This is a genomic window from Aquimarina agarilytica ZC1 (assembly GCF_000255455.1).
GTDB lineage: Bacteria > Bacteroidota > Bacteroidia > Flavobacteriales > Flavobacteriaceae > Aquimarina > Aquimarina agarilytica.
The window spans coordinates 5055-20152 of sequence record NZ_JH621248.1 but is presented as its reverse complement, the minus strand read 5'-3'; the positions used below and the strand labels follow the sequence as shown (position 1 = coordinate 20152).

The window sequence follows — 15098 nt, the reverse complement described above, 5'->3', positions numbered from 1 at the left end:
TTTGTTAAATAGTAATGAACGGCATCAAAAATACAAACAAGGAGATTGTTAAAGCACTAGTAATCAGTAGGTTTTTTCTTTCCTAAATTATTTATTTTGAGTTGTTTAGCTTAAAATAATGGTATTTCAGCGATTATATAGTTTTTGTAACTTATTGAAAATCATTTCAATAAATTTTTTGTATCGTTTGATGTGTAATGGAAAGGCTTAATTTGAGAAACAATATATGACAGAATTCGAATCTAAGCTATTAAAAGTTGCTGTTGGTGAGTTACATTACGTTCTAGCATAGTTAGACTTTCTCTCATTTCGTTTATGTGATTTACAAAACGATGAAAAACAGCTCCTACTGGATTCAGTTTACAAGTAATTTTTAAATAAAAACCAATAAAATCTTGTTCAGTAGCTATTAATTGTAGCAAATAAGAATCAATATTTTCAGAATTGATAATCGGTATAGTGAAGTCTAGTTTAAAATCATCTTTAATGCTTACATCAACACTTGGGTATTGTTTTTTTAAACGGTCAATTTCATAAACAGAGGCATTGTAAAATCGTTTTTTTTGACTTTTTAAAAATTCCAAAGAAGGTATAATTTCTTCTAAATCATTGTTATTTATTAATGTATCATAGTGAACAATCATTTTTTGATTGATTTCTGCTACTAGATCAAGTTTTAATAAACAATTTTGTAAAGTGTTCATGTGTTTTTTTTGTTTAAAGATAACTCTAATAGGATAAACAAAAATATATTTATTGATATTTGATAAAATATTAACATACGTTAGTAATTACCTCTTTTTTTAATTTTTATTAATATGATAAAATTAATAGTTGTAAAGGAAGTCGTTCAATATATTTTGGTATTTAATGCATAACTTTATCATGAATATGATAATAATTTATGAGCTCCGAATTTGATGAGTTTGTAGTAATATTTTAAGTAAAAAATGAAGTTCCTTGGAAGTGTACAAGAATATTTGCAGTTAGAAATTATTGATTTTAAAACCTGTCATGTACTCAACGATCAATTAGAAAGTAGCTTGACTGTATTGTGGTTTGTCGAAGATATTAATGAGCTTATAATTGATGGGAAGCACTTTTCTTTTGAGCCAAATCAAATTGTTTTTTTGACGGAGTTTCATAGAATTTCAGCCAAGAAAATTGGAAAAATTAGATTACTACGTTTTAATAGGCCTTTTTACTGTATTCTTGATCATGATACCGAGGTAGGCTGTAAAGGCATCTTATTTTTTGGAGCATCGCAATTACCTATTGTTACGATACCAGAGGAAGAGCTTAATAAGTTTGAGATTCTGTGGAAAATGTTTTGCATTGAAATGGAATCGGATGATAGTTTACAGATCGAAATGTTGCAAATGATGCTAAAGCGTTATTTGATTTTGTGTGCACGTGTTTATAAAAATCAAGAAAATTACCCCGATAAAAAGGAGGATTCGGATATAGTGCGAGAATTTAATTTTTTAGTAGAACAACATTTTAGAGAAATGCATTCGGTTACAGAATATGCCGAACTTTTATATAAATCGCCAAAAACACTATCTAATTTATTTTCAAAAATAGGATCAAAAACGCCTTTACAGTATATTCAGGATAGAATAATGCTTGAGTCTCGTAGGTTACTTTGGTACTCTTCATTACATATTAAAGAAATTGCCTTTGAAATTGGTTTTGACGATATTCAGTCATTTAGCCGTTTTTTTAAAAAACATGAAGGAGTTTCTCCTTCAGAATTTAAGCAAAATAGGCTTCGGGAAGAATTGCCAACTCTTAAGGAATAGTTACCTACAGATTAATTTCTATATCTGCCGACATTTGTAATGTCAAGTTAAAGTTTAACATAAAACATTACAAAATGAAAAATATAGTAACAAGTTTAGCAGCAGTAGTACTAACAAGCTTAGGTGCATTTGCACAGTTGCCAGATCCTGGTTTTACGGTGGATTCACGAACAGCAATAGTTATTACGGACCCACAAAATGATTTTCTAAGTCCCGATGGTGTCACCTGGGGAGTGGTTGGAAAAAGTGTAACAGCAAATAATACAGTCGAAAATCTAGAGTCCTTGTTTAAAGTAGCAAAGGAAAAAAATATGACTGTATTTGTTTCTCCTCATTATTATTACAAGCATGATCACAATTGGAAAATAGAAGGCGCATTAGAGGCATTAATGCACAAGATTAACATGTTTGATCGATCGCATACATTAAAAACAGACGGTTTTGAAAATTCGGGTGCGGATTGGTTAGATCGTTACAAAAAATATATCGATGGTGAGAATGTCATAGTAACAAATCCTCATAAAGTATATGGACCAGAATCTAATGATTTAGCATTACAATTGCGTAAACATGGATTTGATAATGTAATATTAGGAGGCATGTCGGCTAACCTTTGTACGGAATCGCATATGAGAGACTTAGTGGAGTCTGGGTTTAGAGTAGCAGTAGTATCTGATGCCACTGCAGGAGCAATTTTACCCAATATGAATGCGTATGAAGCAGCTCTAGTGAATTTTAAAATGATTGCTAGCCATGTGTTTACTACCGATGAGATTGTAAAAGAAATTAAAACAGCGAAGTAATTGATATGGCTACAGAAATTAAAATAAAAAATATTCCAACAGGTTATCAGTCTATTATTAGCAATGGAAGGCACTCGGTTGTAGGTGACGAACCAAAACCTGCAAAGGGAACTGATTTAGGTTTTTCGCCAGTAGAATTTTTGTTAGCAGGCATTTCTATGTGTAAAGTGGCAACCATACGCAATGTAGCACGCAGAAAAGGATGGGAAATTGGAAATGTAGATGCTGATTTATCGCAAGTAGTTTCTAGAAATGAGGATGGAAGCTTAAAAACAAAAGTGACATCAAGCATAAGTATCGAAGGTCATTTAACAGAAGAGCAACGTGTTTATTTAATAAAGGAAGCAGATAATTGTTATGTTACCCGAATGCTTAGAGGGGAATGGGAATTTGAAGATTCTACAGTGCTAGAATCAGTTTACTAAAATCACTTTCTGCATTGTGTTTTTCAATGCAGAAAGTTTTAACAACGAATGAAATATATGAAAGCAATAGAAAATAATAAAGATTTTAATGAAGTATTGAGTCAGGATAAGCCTGTGTTATTGGATTTTTATGCCGATTGGTGTGGACCTTGTCAGACATTATTGCCCGTAGTAGAAAAATTATCGGATGAATATGCCGGACGATTTGAAATTAGAAAGGTTAATGTAGATAAGAACAGAGAATTATCGGCTCAATTTAAAATACGTAGTATTCCAGCCTTATTTTTTATAAAAGATACTAAGGTAGTTGATCAAATTATTGGGCTTGCGCCAGAAGATCAATTGAGGGCAAAAATAGATACCTTATTGTAGCTAAAAGTTAAATTAGAATAAATTAGAAAAGCCATTTGAGAATATCTTAGATGGCTTTTTTGGTCAATTATTTATAGTTAAGAAACACTTTCGATACCAGAAACAATAAGTTGCCATTGTAGTCGCATTTGATCTTCCCAAGGCATTGGGATAACTCCTAAATCTTTAGCCTCAATAGTACATTGTTCGGGAGTGATTTTTCCTTGAGCTAATTGTAATTTCCACGAAGCAAATTGAGTAGACCATTTTTGTAAAAAAGGATCGGGCCATTTTAATTGTCTAGTTTCTTTAGGGAAAATGAATAAAGGCATTTCCGAAACTAATGTTAAACAATCGTCACTCAAACTACGAATTGATTCCATAGAGCTAGGATGAAATTTTTGTGCAGTTTCAATGTCATTAAGTGCTAAAAAATGTTTTTTCATTTCATTGCTATCAGGTCGCGTACAAAAACCTTCATCAATACGTTTGAAACCTTTTTCGCCTTTTCGGTCTAAATCGAATAAATGATAACCTAATTTTTTGGTACGAAGGGCGCATTGGGATCTTAGTTTTTGGGTACGATTTATCCAATTTTCATCTATTAAAAACCAAGGGCCGTAAGTTGTGGTCATTCCGTGTAGTGATACATGCAGGTCAAATGAGGTGTTTGCTTTTTTCCAAAAATTATAAATGGACTCATTCTCGGGTCTTAAAGCATTGTGTTTTCCCTCAACGGGAAATCCAAATTCCATATCATGTCCAGGAAGTTCTCGAGTTACATGAGTTAAATAAGTAGCTAAATGAGTTTCGGTATCATTGTAAGAGTACCATTTTTTGTTTCGTTGCTCCCCATCTGGATTAGTGTGGGGTATAATGTACCAAGTGTACTTTTGTAATAAAGTATGCTCGTTTTTTAGCTCAGATAAAAAGCTTACTAGTTTTTTTAGTAATAAAGGACCAATAGGTTCATCGGCATGATTTCCAGCAATAAGACTAATCTTTAGAGACCCATTTCCATAAATAAAACCTTCAATACTTCTACCCTCTATTGAAGTCCCTATCTTAATACCCCGAATGTTAAAAATAGAGGCCTTCAGTATAGAGGGTATGTATTGGTAAAGTTCCATTTTAGATAACTTCTATTAAAGTAATTTCTCCTTTATTTATTATTTCGGTATTCACAGATTCGTATTTCTCAAATAATTCTATTCGACCATCTTGGAGTATTTTAGGAATAGAAACACATTTTCCTAGCTTAAATTCTAAATTAGCATTTAAGTGTTGGTAGTGCATTTGTAACGTACCGTTAGGCTCTACCTTGGCAATTAGACTTCCTTTAGTTACTCCGCCACCTTCATATTCACCCCAAAGGATATCGCCTTTTTGGTAATATTTAAAATGAGTAACATCATCACTATCTCCAGCAACTTTAAAAGTTTTATTGTTATAATTTATCGTCATAAGTTTTTTATTTGTTTTTTGATGCTAACTTTTATAACTACATCCAGTATTTTTCATATTCATCCTGAAAGCTAAGTGTTTCCATGGAATCCATGCGGTCAATGAGTAACGTGCCATTTAAATGATCTAGTTCATGTTGCGCGACAATTGCTGCAAAACCACTTAGTTTTTTTTCAAAATAATCCCCCATACGGTCTTGACCTTTGAGTATAATGTTTTTATGCCGTTTTAATTTACCACGTATATTAGGTATTGATAAGCAACCTTCCCAACTATCCACCAATTCATTATCCGTAAATTCAATTTCAGGATTTATAACAACTTTTAAAAGAAAAGAATCTTTGTTAGGGTAACGAGGATTATTTTGCATTTCCATAACAAAGACTCTTTTTAAACAAGCAACTTGAGGTGCTGCAATCCCAGCACCATTATAATTACGCATGGTGTGAATTAGGTCATCAATGAATGCTTGAAATTCAAATGAATGAAGTTCATTACCAACATGACCAGATTTCATGCGTAACGTGGGATGTCCCATTTTTATAACTTTTAATATTGCCATTATATAAAGTGGGGTTATAGTTGATTTTTATCCGAATAAGTTTTCGTCCGCAGAAGAAACATAACTAGCAGGAACGCTAATATTGTTTAGTCTTAAATATAATCCAACTTGGGCTCTGTGATGAATAGTGTGATTAATAATTAGTTTTCTTAAAACAGCATATTTAGAAAGCGTAAAAAAGATAAAGTCTCCTTTTTTCATAGTCCATTCAGCATTTAAATCCTCATTGGTAATAGTGTCAAAGGCTTTAATAGCTGTTTCCACATTACTTTTATAAGTAGCTACTAAATCTGTTGCATTAGTAATTTTTGCAGGAGGAGTGTATTTCATCCAGTCCAATTCAGAAGCTCCTAAAACACCAGCAACCCAGCTAGGTATTTCGGTCATGTGATTTACCAATTCAGCTAAAGTTTTAGATTTTTCATGTGGAGTAAAATCAAAAATATCATCTGTTACGGCTTCAAAAATGCGAATGCTCGTTTCCATTTCGTCTTTAAATTCTTGTAAAATGATGTCTTTAAGTGTCATATTTTTAATGTTAAGAGTGTTATTTTAATTGAATTGGAAACGTTGCAAATGTGCTATCCCAACCTATTTTTAAGTGTATTGTTTTTTCCGAAGTTTCATATAAAGCCATGGATAAATGTTCGATTACTTTTTTTGAATTTTGTATTGGTGATGTAATGCTAGCAATGTCCAAAGAAGCATCATATCCATAATTCCCCCAACCATCAAGTAAAGTGTTTAGTTTAAGTGTCCATTGATCTTGTTCGGGAATAGCAATAAGTGAATAACGACCAGCTTTTATATCAGTGCCTCCAAAAACAACATCGGTCATAAAAATAATTTCGGTAGATTCGTTGGCGCCGATTCTCCATGGTTCATTGAATTTAAGGAGTTCTCCAAAAATTTTTCTTCCTTTTTTTGCAGGTCTAGAGTAGGTTACTCTAATTTTAGGAATGGCAGCTTTCTTTTTAGCATCTGTTTTTTCAAACGTGCGTAGTGCAGCATTGGCCGGATAATAAGCTCTGTCCATAGGGCTTTTATCCATTTTGTCAAATTTTTGAGCATTAGCTTGTAAAAAAGCAAATGCCAAAGCGAGTAGTAATAAGTTCTTTTTCATGGAATTGATTTGTTAGTTATTTGTTTTTTGTGTTGATGACATTTTCTGTTTCTATACGTGATAATTCGTCAAGTTTACCTTGTTCAAATAATGCAGGTAAATTTTTCAAAGGCGTACCAGTGGGTGCTTTCCAATTAATATAATCTTGAAATGTAATTCCGTCAATAACGCGTCTATTGTAAAAGCTTCTAAATCTTACACCACCTTTATTTACACTGTAGTTATATGCTAGGTAGTCTATTTTATTCGTTTGTTTATTTATCCAATAATGAAATTCATCATCATGGTCTTTACCGCCTCCTTGTTGGTTAAAAGTGACTTCAATTACATGGTAAGATGCATCCTTTATATTAGTGGTCTCAATAAATTTTTTAATAACAGCACTATCTTTAAGTTTGTGAGGGAGTGTAGCAAAATAAATAACAGAATTTAATGCTCCCATGCCTGCATCAATATGTTTTTGACTTAGATCAATAGGTTCTTCATTAACAAATCTCTCAAATTTACCATTGGTAATAAAATCACAAGTTTGATTGCCATTATTTTTTTGTTTTACGGAATAGGTATACTCATTGCCTTTATTAATAAAGCGATATTCTTTTTTTCGAAAAGTAAAGGAATAGTCGGCATTGTTATATAAGTCTCCACCATGAGCTTCTATGGCTTTTTCAATAATAAGATCCGCCTTTGAGGGTTTTTCTTGTATTTGAGTAGGTAAAGTTGAAGTCATTGTTGCTTGAACTTCGGTTGTGCTTTTTTGCGTATTATTACAGGCTAGTATTGTTAAAAATAACCAGGTAAAACTTAATATTTTTTTCATTTTAAGAAATGTAATTTATAATGTTACTAGTCCATTGGGGGTGTCAATCACCATTTTTAAACTTATTTGTTCACTTTTTTCAATGGGTATTGAAAAGTTTAGTTTTTCAAATAAAGGATCAAACTTTTTAACATTAGGGTGAGTCCCATAAAGTTTTACAAGCTTACAGTTCATGTTTGGTAAAAATTCCGATGGATGAATTTCAGAATTAGACCAATCAACAGTGAAAGGAACGATTTCTACTTCGGGTGTTGCCAATGGTAAGGTTAACTTCCATTTTAGCATGTCATTTTTGGGGGTTTTTCGTTGTCCATTATTTATAATTCCCATGGCATCATGATACTCTTTTAGTAGATGACTGTCTTTTTTTAAATTAGTGGATTTTAAAGCAAATCGAGTAATTTGATTTTTAGTTAATACATCCACTCCCATCCACCTAGGGCTTTTAATGTTTGTATTTTCTGTATCTACAGCAAGTAATTCTAAGTAACAGCCATTATCTAAATTGATCAATGCATTTTTTGTCCCTTGATTTTTATGATAACCGCCAAAAATAGGTGAAACTCCAATTTTTTCTTTAAAAAATTGGATAGCAATATCTAAATCTAATACGCTGTATACAATATGGTCAAGGGGTCGTTTACTAAACATTGTTTTTTTGGATTGAATCAAAAGTAACGGTATTCAAAAGGATGGAATAGTACATTTAAGAAAATAGATGGTAGTTTCGGAAAACTTCTACGAAAAGTACATGAATTGTGTATAGGCTATTTTTTGAAAATGAGGCTGCAAATTTGATTTTGTTGTTTCAACAAAAGGTGTTTAAAAATGTATTTTCCTAAAATTACCATTTATTTTCTTTTAAGCACTATTTGTAAGTGTATGATCATCATAACTTTGTAGTGTCATTAAAAAAATAAATTTTTAAACAAATAAATAATTTTCATTATGAGTAAAAGAGCATTAATCATCGGAGGAAGTAGTGGTATAGGAAGAGCTACAGCTGAAAACTTATTAGCACAAGGTGTTGAAGTACATGTAGTAGGTACAAACGATTCAAAATTAGAAGCATTTAAAAGTGCAGCATCTGGAAACTTACACACGCATAAAATAGATATTACAAATGCAGGTCAAGTTGAGGAATTAAATGCAGCTGTAAATGGATGGGATAATCTTGATTATTTAGTAAATGCTTCAGGTATTTTTGGCCCTAAAGCTTTTTTAGACCATACAGTTGCAGATTATAACTCTTACCAAGATTTAAACAGAGGTTTCTTTTTTATTACGCAAACAGCTGCTAAAAAAATGAAAGAAACTGAAGGTGGATCAATTGTAAATGTAGGATCTATGTGGGCAAAGCAAGCAGTTAAAGCTACTCCATCTTCGGCATACTCAATGCAAAAAGCGGGATTACATTCATTAACTCAGCATTTAGCAATGGAACTTGCAGATCACAAAATTCGTGTAAATGCAGTTTCTCCAGCAGTTGTTGAAACTCCAGTTTACGAAAGTGTATTTGGAGGTAAGCAAGAAGCGCATGATGCGCTTCAAAATTTCCATGGTTTTCACCCAATTGGAAGAAACGGAAAAGCACAAGATGTAGCAGATACGATTTCTTATTTATTATCGGACAAAGCAGGATGGGTAACTGGAGCAATCTGGGATACTGATGGAGGTGTAATGTCTGGAAGAAACTAAGAATATTAAATTATATAATAGGGCAAGGTTATCTATAATTTTGCCCTTTTTAACACTAAAAAAAGAATCACTATGTACGACATGAAAAACCTAAATAAATTAGGTGCACTAGGAAAAAACGCAGAGGCTATGAAGGCGTTTGAAGCTTTTGATATAGCAGCTTTAAAAGACGGAGCAATACCAAAAAAATATAAGGAGCTTATTGCTGTAGCAGTAGCCTTAACAACGCAGTGTCCTTACTGCCTTGAGTTGCATAAAGATTTTGCGATTAAAGCAGGAGCAACCGAAGAAGAATTAGCAGAAGTAACTTTTGTAGCAGCTGCTTTAAGAGCGGGTGCAGCAGTAGTACATGGAACTCACTTAATGAAGGGATAATGACATCAAACACCACTAAATATATTATAGTAGGTGCAGGTCTATCAGGTCTCACCACAGCTTATATGTTGACAAAGTTGGGTGAGACTGATTTTGTTATATTAGAATCAAGGGATCGAATAGGCGGAAGAATCTTTACTGACGATGGAATTGATTTTGGGGCCACATGGTTTCATGATCATCATCAAAATGTAGGTGGTCTGCTTAATGAGTTAAACATAGATAAGTTTTACCAATACAGTAAGGGTAAAAGTGTTTTGGTGTATAGTACTATGGCTCCTGCGCATTATTTTGAAAATGATCCTAATTCCCCATCAGCGTTTAGAATAGCTGGAGGATCCACGGCAATGATCAATTCGTTAGCAGGTCATGTAGGAGAGGAGCGCATAAAAACCGGAGTTACTGCTTCGGAAATAGTAAATGACAACAAAAATGAAGTAACTGTAGTAACTGACAAAGGAACCTATAGTGCAGAAAAAGTTATTGTAACCATTCCTCCACGTATAGCGACCCGTATTAATTTTTCGCCAGAGTTGCCAAAATCATTACAAAAAGTAATGGAGGATACACATACATGGATGAGTAATGCTATAAAAGTAGGGCTTACTTTTAAGTCTCCCTTTTGGAGAAATAAAAATTTGTCTGGCACCCTCATAGGTCAAGTGGGTGTTGTTACAGAGTTATATGATCATAGTGATGTGAATGATAAAACATTCTCATTAATGGGATTTGTTAATGAAGGGATGCGAGATGTTTCTGCTAAAGAAAGAAAAAAAAGAATTTTAGCTCACCTGCAAAAATATTTAGGTAACGAAGTATTGGAATACCTTACTTACGAAGAAAAAGATTGGTCACAAGATAAAGATACCTCGTGTAATAAAATTAAATCTATTTATATGAGTCCTAAGTACGGTAATTCAAAATTTGAAAAAAAATATTTCGATGGGAAGCTTATTTTTTCGGGTGCCGAAACCTCTCCAGTGTATGGAGGTTATATGGATGGAGCTATATATAGTGGATTAGTAGCAGCAAAAAAAATACTTGACAATTAATGTCAACTAAATTTAACTTTTTGTCATTATTTTTTAATCATTCATTTATGGGGGATTTTATAAAATTTTGGTTATAAAATGGTACATTAGAAGTACTGTGTTTTAATACGAGTAATTTGAAAGATTCAAAAGTTAAAATAGAAAAATATCACCTTCATAAAGCACATCCAGAAAAGCTTCAGTTTGCAGTATATGATTTAAATGACTATAGAAAACGGAGTGGTGAAAAAGCAGCCATTGCCCATTCGCACAGTTACTATCAAATTATTTGGTTTTTTGAGGAGGGTGGTGAGCATGTGGTAGATTTTAATACATATGCCATTAAAAAAAATACGATTCTATTTATTTCTAAAGATCATATACACGCTTTTGATACAAATTTAGCTGTTCAAGGTTATCTTATCCATTTTAATGAAAGTTTTTTTATGCATAACGACGTGGATATTTTTTTGAAGTATAATATTTTTAATACAGTTGAAAATCCTTGTTATGTTATAGATGCAGCTACAGCTCAGGTAGCCAACGCTTATATGGATTTAATTAAAAAGGAGTTATCAATAAAAGGTGCCTTTGGGTACGAGGATATTATTCGTTTTTCATTAAAGTCATTATTAATTATTTTAGAACGTATTCACCGAAAAGACGGTGATACTAACTTACAATTTAATAGTCATTATGAGCTTCAGTTTGCAAAGTATAAAGAGTTAATTGAAGAAAATTATCAACAAGGACTTTCGGTAAGTGAGTATGCAACACTACTGAATATTTCTTCCAAAACCTTAACAACAATAACCAAAAATGTGGTAGGGAAATCAGCTTCAGAACTGATATCAGAACGCATTATTTTAGAGGCAAAGCGTTTGTTGCGTTTTACCAGTCTGCAAATAGGAGAAGTTGCTTTTAGAATTGGTTTTGAAGACGCTTCTTACTTTGTAAAATATTTTAAACGATTTGTAGGTTTTTCACCTAAGGTATATAGGGAGCAGGCGTTGAATAATTCGTAGTTACTTGGTATTTATTGATAGCTTTAAGCTTTTGTCAACTAGTGCATATTTAAAAAAATAGTTTTAAAAAACACCTATGAAAAACATTGAAAACCAAAATTATTGGACCCAACGTTATTTAGAAAAAAGAACGGGATGGGATCTTGGTAGTCCCTCGACACCTTTACAGACTTATATTGATCAACTTAATGATAAAAGTATAAGTATATTAATACCTGGAGCAGGGAATGGGTATGAGGCGGAATATTTATATAATAAAGGTTTCAAAAATGTTTACATCATGGATATTTCGGAATTACCACTGCAATCATTTTCCAATCGAAATCCAAATTTCCCTAAAGAACAGCTGTTGCTAGCAGATTTTTTTGAGCATACAGGTCAATACGATTTAATTTTAGAACAAACATTTTTTTGTTCCTTTCCACCAACGGAATCTAATAGACTAGCTTATTCAAAAAAAATAGATGCGTTGTTAAAGCCAAAAGGGAAATTAGTAGGCGTTTGGTTTGATATTCCTTTAAGTGGTAATATGGAAAATCGTCCGTTTGGGGGAGATAAAAAAATGTATTTAAACTATTTTACTCCCTATTTTAAAGTGCATGTATTTGATCCTTGCTACAACTCTATCCCTAAAAGGGGTGGTCAAGAATTGTTTGGGGTGTTTGTAAAAAAATGAGGGTATTTTTGGTAATTAAAAAATGGTGTAGCCTAATATTACAGATGTATTTTTATAGTCCGAATTCCAGGCCACAAAATCGCTTAATATATTTCTGTTTGTAAAAAACCGAAGCTCTACACTGTATTTATTTTTTAGTTTATATCCTATACCAAAGGCAAAATTATTACGCGAATTGATTTCTAACGAAGAAAGAGGAGTGTTGTCCGGTCTTTTGAATTGGATAGTAGGTTGTTTTAAATTAAAATTAATTACATACGAAGCATTAATAAAGATTTTAGAGTGCTTGTTTAAGAAAAAATAATGCCTAACACCAATAGGTAATTCAATGGAAGAATATGTAATGGTTGAAATTTGTTCTATGGGTTGATCTTTTGTTTTTTCGGCAGCGTAATTTTGGTAAGTGGGTTCAGTGAAAACAGCCCATTTGTTTTTGTTAAAAGGGAGCGTGTATTCTGCCTCAATTCCAAATCCAAAACTAAATTTATTTCCAAAATCAGTATCTCTAGCATTAGAAATGTCGTTGGCTATACTTAATGAAGTTTTGTTAAAGCGGGGTCTTAATGTTATATGAAATGCGTCTTTATGTTGCTTTTCTTCATAGTTTGAAAAATTTGAATCACTACAGTTGTTGTAATCGACAAAAAGAGTTATAAGTTTATTTTGTGCATAGGTTAAACTTTCAAGTTTGCTTTTTTTAGTATGTGGGCATTTTAAATCGATCCATAACTGTTGTTTAAATTGATTGTTTTCTCCTATTTTATTACCTGTTTTGTAGCTTTTGTAAACTAACTGTTGAATGTCTGAATTTTCTTTACTATAAAAATACCTGCTTAAGTTTTTATCTTCATATTTATATAAACTAGCTTTTCCTTCAATTAATACCTTTAAAAAAAGGGTTTCTTTATTAAATATGGGATTTTTGGTAGTGCTTATATCAGAAAGGTTTTCACTGGATCTATCGATATCAACACTACTTCTAATGTATTTTGATGTGTTATAGATTCCAAACTCCTTTATGGTAGTAATGGAGGCGTTGCGTATTTCTCCATTTTTGGATAGTTTATAATTAAAATGAGTTGGATTATTTTTCCAATCAATATTTTTGATAAAACAATCTGTTTTCTGTCCAGAATTAATAATATAATAGCCTTTTTCAAAGGATATTTGAGAATAAGAATTAAGGCTAGGTATAATAATTAAGAAGTAAAATAATAATCGGTTCATTTATATGTTGTTGATGTTGTTTGTCAATATACTAACTAATGTTTTTAAATGAATGAAATGTATAGGTATATTTATTTATGTTAGAATATTTTGAGTTAGCCTAATTGAGGGGAGGCTCGAGGTGAAAAGCATAATATATTGATGATAAAAAAAAGCCGACTCGTTAAAGTCGGCTTATCCTATGTTGTGCGGGCGGGGAGACTCGAACTCCCACGCCGTGAAGCACTAGATCCTAAGTCTAAATTAAACCAATCTCTGTTGTCCTTTAAAAACCTAAAATCGTTTATTTATACTGTATTTAAAGGGATTATAAATTTATTAAAGTATTTTAGTTTTCGTTAAAATAGCCTAATTGTTTAAACCATGTTTAAACCAATTGATTATATTTGATTAAAATTAATCATAATGGCTACTGTAAAAGCAATTTTATATAAGAGTAAGAAAAAATCAGACGGAAAATATTCTATAGCAATTAGAGTTACAAAAGATCGAAAATCTAAATATTTTTTCTTAGAATGGATTGATGAAAAATACTGGGATGTTAAGAATTTTAGAGTTAAATCAGCCCACCCCAATTCAAGGCGTTTAAATAACTTGATTGCTAAAAAAGTTGCTGAAGCTGATGATACAATATTGGAATACGAAGCTTCTAAAAAGCATTATGCAATTAACGACATTATAAATGTTTTAAAAGGAGAAAAAATCACACTTTCTTTTTTTGACCTAGCTGAAGAACACATCCTTCAGCTTAAAAAAATGAATAAGGCTAACAGAGCAGTTTCAGACAATAGTAAGATTAATACGTTCAGAGAATTTATTAATAAAGACGAATTATTATTTGACGAAATAACCGAACAATTATTGAATAAATTCAAAGCCTATTTAGTAGCTAAAGGATCTGTTTCTGAAAGATCCATAATGAACATATTTATTTTAATTCGATTATTATATAATCGAGCTATAAAAATGGGTATAGCAGATAGACAAAGGTATCCGTTTGGCGAAAGTAAAATTCGAATTTCGTTACCTGAATCTATAAAAATAGGTTTGGATGAAGATGAAATTAGAAGAATGGAATCTTTAGAACTTGAAAATGGATCACCTATCCTGCACACCAGAAATGTATTTCTTTTTTCTTTTTATTTAGCTGGAATTCGAATTTCAGATGTACTAAAAATGAAATGGAATGATATTAAAGATGATCGTTTGTACTACCGAATGGGTAAAAACAACAAAATAACTTCACTTAAAATTCCTAAAGCTATTTTCGAAATTTTAGAGTACTATAAATCAGAAAAAATAAAAGGGAGTGACTATATTTTTCCAGAATTAAAGAAAGCTGATGAAAATAATCCCGAAGACATTTATATTAAAACAAAAACGGCAATTAAAAAATTTAATAAGTACTTAGGAACTTTAGCAAAAATGGCTGAAATTGATAAAAAAGTAACAACACATATTGCCAGACATAGTTTTGGAAATATCGCAGGTGATAAAATTTCTCCTCATATGCTTCAAAAATTATATAGACACTCAAATTTAAGTACAACAATAGGTTACCAAGCAAACTTTATCCATAAAGATGCAGATGATGCTTTGGATAGTGTTTTAAATTTTTAACGAAATAATCTTTTCAAAAACCCCTTCCGTCTCTCTAGCACTAAAGTGAATAAACTATCCGCTTGAGAGCCGTGGTTTTGAAATTTGATTTCTGCG

The 15098-nt window shown here is 31.9% G+C and carries 19 protein-coding genes; 10 read left to right on the top strand and 9 right to left on the bottom strand.

Annotated elements, in window-relative coordinates; all coding sequences use genetic code 11:
• Positions 1–242: 242 nt before the first annotated feature.
• Positions 243–704 (bottom strand): hypothetical protein, encoded by a 462-nt coding sequence (locus KQA_RS0202160; protein WP_010177616.1) that lies wholly within the window; start codon positions 702–704, stop codon positions 243–245.
• 246 nt (positions 705–950) lie between these two features.
• Between KQA_RS0202160 and KQA_RS0202155 the strand changes: the two genes are divergently transcribed.
• From KQA_RS0202155 to trxA, 4 genes are all read left to right on the top strand, one after another.
• On the top strand, positions 951–1802 hold the full coding sequence (locus KQA_RS0202155; RefSeq protein ID WP_010177614.1) for a helix-turn-helix domain-containing protein: 852 nt from the start codon (positions 951–953) through the stop codon (positions 1800–1802).
• A gap of 74 nt (positions 1803–1876) precedes the next feature.
• Entirely contained in the window at positions 1877–2605 is a 729-nt protein-coding gene (locus tag KQA_RS0202150; protein WP_010177612.1) for a cysteine hydrolase, read from the top strand.
• 5 nt (positions 2606–2610) lie between these two features.
• Positions 2611–3030, top strand: coding sequence for an OsmC family protein (locus tag KQA_RS0202145; RefSeq protein ID WP_010177611.1), 420 nt, complete (start codon positions 2611–2613; stop codon positions 3028–3030).
• Between the two features lie 57 nt (positions 3031–3087).
• Positions 3088–3402: a thioredoxin gene (gene trxA, locus KQA_RS0202140; protein WP_029209414.1), complete on the top strand. Its 315-nt coding sequence runs from the start codon at positions 3088–3090 to the stop codon at positions 3400–3402.
• A 77-nt stretch (positions 3403–3479) separates the two neighbouring features.
• Here the strand turns inward: trxA and KQA_RS0202135 are convergent, their stop codons facing one another.
• The 7 genes from KQA_RS0202135 to KQA_RS0202105 are packed head-to-tail and all read right to left on the bottom strand — an operon-like array spanning position 3480 to position 8001.
• The gene (locus KQA_RS0202135; protein ID WP_010177607.1) at positions 3480–4511 is read right to left on the bottom strand and encodes a M14 family zinc carboxypeptidase; all 1032 of its coding nucleotides are present in this window, start codon (positions 4509–4511) and stop codon (positions 3480–3482) included.
• Between the two features lies 1 nt (position 4512).
• Positions 4513–4845, bottom strand: a complete 333-nt coding sequence (locus tag KQA_RS0202130; RefSeq protein ID WP_010177604.1) for a hypothetical protein — start codon at positions 4843–4845, stop codon at positions 4513–4515.
• 37 nt (positions 4846–4882) lie between these two features.
• The gene (gene def / locus KQA_RS0202125; protein WP_010177602.1) at positions 4883–5407 is read right to left on the bottom strand and encodes a peptide deformylase; all 525 of its coding nucleotides are present in this window, start codon (positions 5405–5407) and stop codon (positions 4883–4885) included.
• Positions 5408–5434: 27 nt separating this feature from the next.
• Positions 5435–5935, bottom strand: a complete 501-nt coding sequence (locus tag KQA_RS0202120; RefSeq protein WP_010177600.1) for a DinB family protein — start codon at positions 5933–5935, stop codon at positions 5435–5437.
• Between the two features lie 19 nt (positions 5936–5954).
• Complete coding sequence (locus tag KQA_RS0202115) at positions 5955–6530, bottom strand: DUF2911 domain-containing protein (RefSeq protein WP_010177598.1); 576 nt, start codon at positions 6528–6530, stop codon at positions 5955–5957.
• Between the two features lie 16 nt (positions 6531–6546).
• Positions 6547–7350, bottom strand: a complete 804-nt coding sequence (locus KQA_RS0202110; RefSeq protein WP_010177595.1) for a DUF6503 family protein — start codon at positions 7348–7350, stop codon at positions 6547–6549.
• A gap of 15 nt (positions 7351–7365) precedes the next feature.
• Complete coding sequence (locus KQA_RS0202105) at positions 7366–8001, bottom strand: VOC family protein (RefSeq protein ID WP_010177593.1); 636 nt, start codon at positions 7999–8001, stop codon at positions 7366–7368.
• Positions 8002–8298: 297 nt separating this feature from the next.
• Here KQA_RS0202105 and KQA_RS0202100 point away from each other — a divergent pair, with 297 nt between their 5' ends.
• The 5 genes from KQA_RS0202100 (at position 8299) to KQA_RS0202080 (ending at position 12155) form a co-directional block, all read left to right on the top strand.
• Positions 8299–9048 (top strand): SDR family NAD(P)-dependent oxidoreductase, encoded by a 750-nt coding sequence (locus KQA_RS0202100; RefSeq protein ID WP_010177592.1) that lies wholly within the window; start codon positions 8299–8301, stop codon positions 9046–9048.
• A gap of 72 nt (positions 9049–9120) precedes the next feature.
• The gene (locus KQA_RS0202095; protein WP_029209413.1) at positions 9121–9423 is read left to right on the top strand and encodes a carboxymuconolactone decarboxylase family protein; all 303 of its coding nucleotides are present in this window, start codon (positions 9121–9123) and stop codon (positions 9421–9423) included.
• Positions 9423–10475, top strand: coding sequence for a flavin monoamine oxidase family protein (locus KQA_RS0202090; RefSeq protein ID WP_010177587.1), 1053 nt, complete (start codon positions 9423–9425; stop codon positions 10473–10475). Before KQA_RS0202095 ends, KQA_RS0202090 begins: the two co-directional genes overlap by 1 nt.
• Positions 10476–10591: 116 nt before the next feature.
• A complete protein-coding gene (locus KQA_RS0202085; RefSeq protein WP_010177586.1) occupies positions 10592–11479 on the top strand; it encodes a helix-turn-helix domain-containing protein in 888 nt (295 codons plus the stop codon).
• A gap of 76 nt (positions 11480–11555) precedes the next feature.
• The gene (locus tag KQA_RS0202080) at positions 11556–12155 is read left to right on the top strand and encodes a methyltransferase domain-containing protein (RefSeq protein WP_010177583.1); all 600 of its coding nucleotides are present in this window, start codon (positions 11556–11558) and stop codon (positions 12153–12155) included.
• 15 nt (positions 12156–12170) lie between these two features.
• Here the strand turns inward: KQA_RS0202080 and KQA_RS0202075 are convergent, their stop codons facing one another.
• Positions 12171–13382 (bottom strand): autotransporter outer membrane beta-barrel domain-containing protein, encoded by a 1212-nt coding sequence (locus tag KQA_RS0202075; protein ID WP_010177580.1) that lies wholly within the window; start codon positions 13380–13382, stop codon positions 12171–12173.
• A 405-nt stretch (positions 13383–13787) separates the two neighbouring features.
• Here KQA_RS0202075 and KQA_RS0202070 point away from each other — a divergent pair, with 405 nt between their 5' ends.
• Positions 13788–15002 carry a site-specific integrase gene (locus KQA_RS0202070; RefSeq protein WP_010177578.1) on the top strand — a complete coding sequence of 405 codons (1215 nt, stop codon included), beginning with the start codon at positions 13788–13790 and terminating at the stop codon, positions 15000–15002.
• The last annotated feature ends 96 nt before the right edge of the window (positions 15003–15098 follow it).

Excerpts from the sequence above, each read along its gene's own strand:
- KQA_RS0202160 (WP_010177616.1), bottom strand. The coding sequence starts at position 704 with ATGAACACTTTACAAAATTGTTTATTAAAACTTGATCTAGTAGCAGAA.
- KQA_RS0202155 (WP_010177614.1), top strand. The coding sequence starts at position 951 with ATGAAGTTCCTTGGAAGTGTACAAGAATATTTGCAGTTAGAAATTATT.
- KQA_RS0202150 (WP_010177612.1), top strand. The coding sequence starts at position 1,877 with ATGAAAAATATAGTAACAAGTTTAGCAGCAGTAGTACTAACAAGCTTA.
- KQA_RS0202145 (WP_010177611.1), top strand. The coding sequence starts at position 2,611 with ATGGCTACAGAAATTAAAATAAAAAATATTCCAACAGGTTATCAGTCT.
- trxA (WP_029209414.1), top strand. The coding sequence starts at position 3,088 with ATGAAAGCAATAGAAAATAATAAAGATTTTAATGAAGTATTGAGTCAG.
- KQA_RS0202135 (WP_010177607.1), bottom strand. The coding sequence starts at position 4,511 with ATGGAACTTTACCAATACATACCCTCTATACTGAAGGCCTCTATTTTT.
- KQA_RS0202130 (WP_010177604.1), bottom strand. The coding sequence starts at position 4,845 with ATGACGATAAATTATAACAATAAAACTTTTAAAGTTGCTGGAGATAGT.
- def (WP_010177602.1), bottom strand. The coding sequence starts at position 5,407 with ATGGCAATATTAAAAGTTATAAAAATGGGACATCCCACGTTACGCATG.
- KQA_RS0202120 (WP_010177600.1), bottom strand. The coding sequence starts at position 5,935 with ATGACACTTAAAGACATCATTTTACAAGAATTTAAAGACGAAATGGAA.
- KQA_RS0202115 (WP_010177598.1), bottom strand. The coding sequence starts at position 6,530 with ATGAAAAAGAACTTATTACTACTCGCTTTGGCATTTGCTTTTTTACAA.
- KQA_RS0202110 (WP_010177595.1), bottom strand. The coding sequence starts at position 7,350 with ATGAAAAAAATATTAAGTTTTACCTGGTTATTTTTAACAATACTAGCC.
- KQA_RS0202105 (WP_010177593.1), bottom strand. The coding sequence starts at position 8,001 with ATGTTTAGTAAACGACCCCTTGACCATATTGTATACAGCGTATTAGAT.
- KQA_RS0202100 (WP_010177592.1), top strand. The coding sequence starts at position 8,299 with ATGAGTAAAAGAGCATTAATCATCGGAGGAAGTAGTGGTATAGGAAGA.
- KQA_RS0202095 (WP_029209413.1), top strand. The coding sequence starts at position 9,121 with ATGTACGACATGAAAAACCTAAATAAATTAGGTGCACTAGGAAAAAAC.
- KQA_RS0202090 (WP_010177587.1), top strand. The coding sequence starts at position 9,423 with ATGACATCAAACACCACTAAATATATTATAGTAGGTGCAGGTCTATCA.
- KQA_RS0202080 (WP_010177583.1), top strand. The coding sequence starts at position 11,556 with ATGAAAAACATTGAAAACCAAAATTATTGGACCCAACGTTATTTAGAA.
- KQA_RS0202075 (WP_010177580.1), bottom strand. The coding sequence starts at position 13,382 with ATGAACCGATTATTATTTTACTTCTTAATTATTATACCTAGCCTTAAT.
- KQA_RS0202070 (WP_010177578.1), top strand. The coding sequence starts at position 13,788 with ATGGCTACTGTAAAAGCAATTTTATATAAGAGTAAGAAAAAATCAGAC.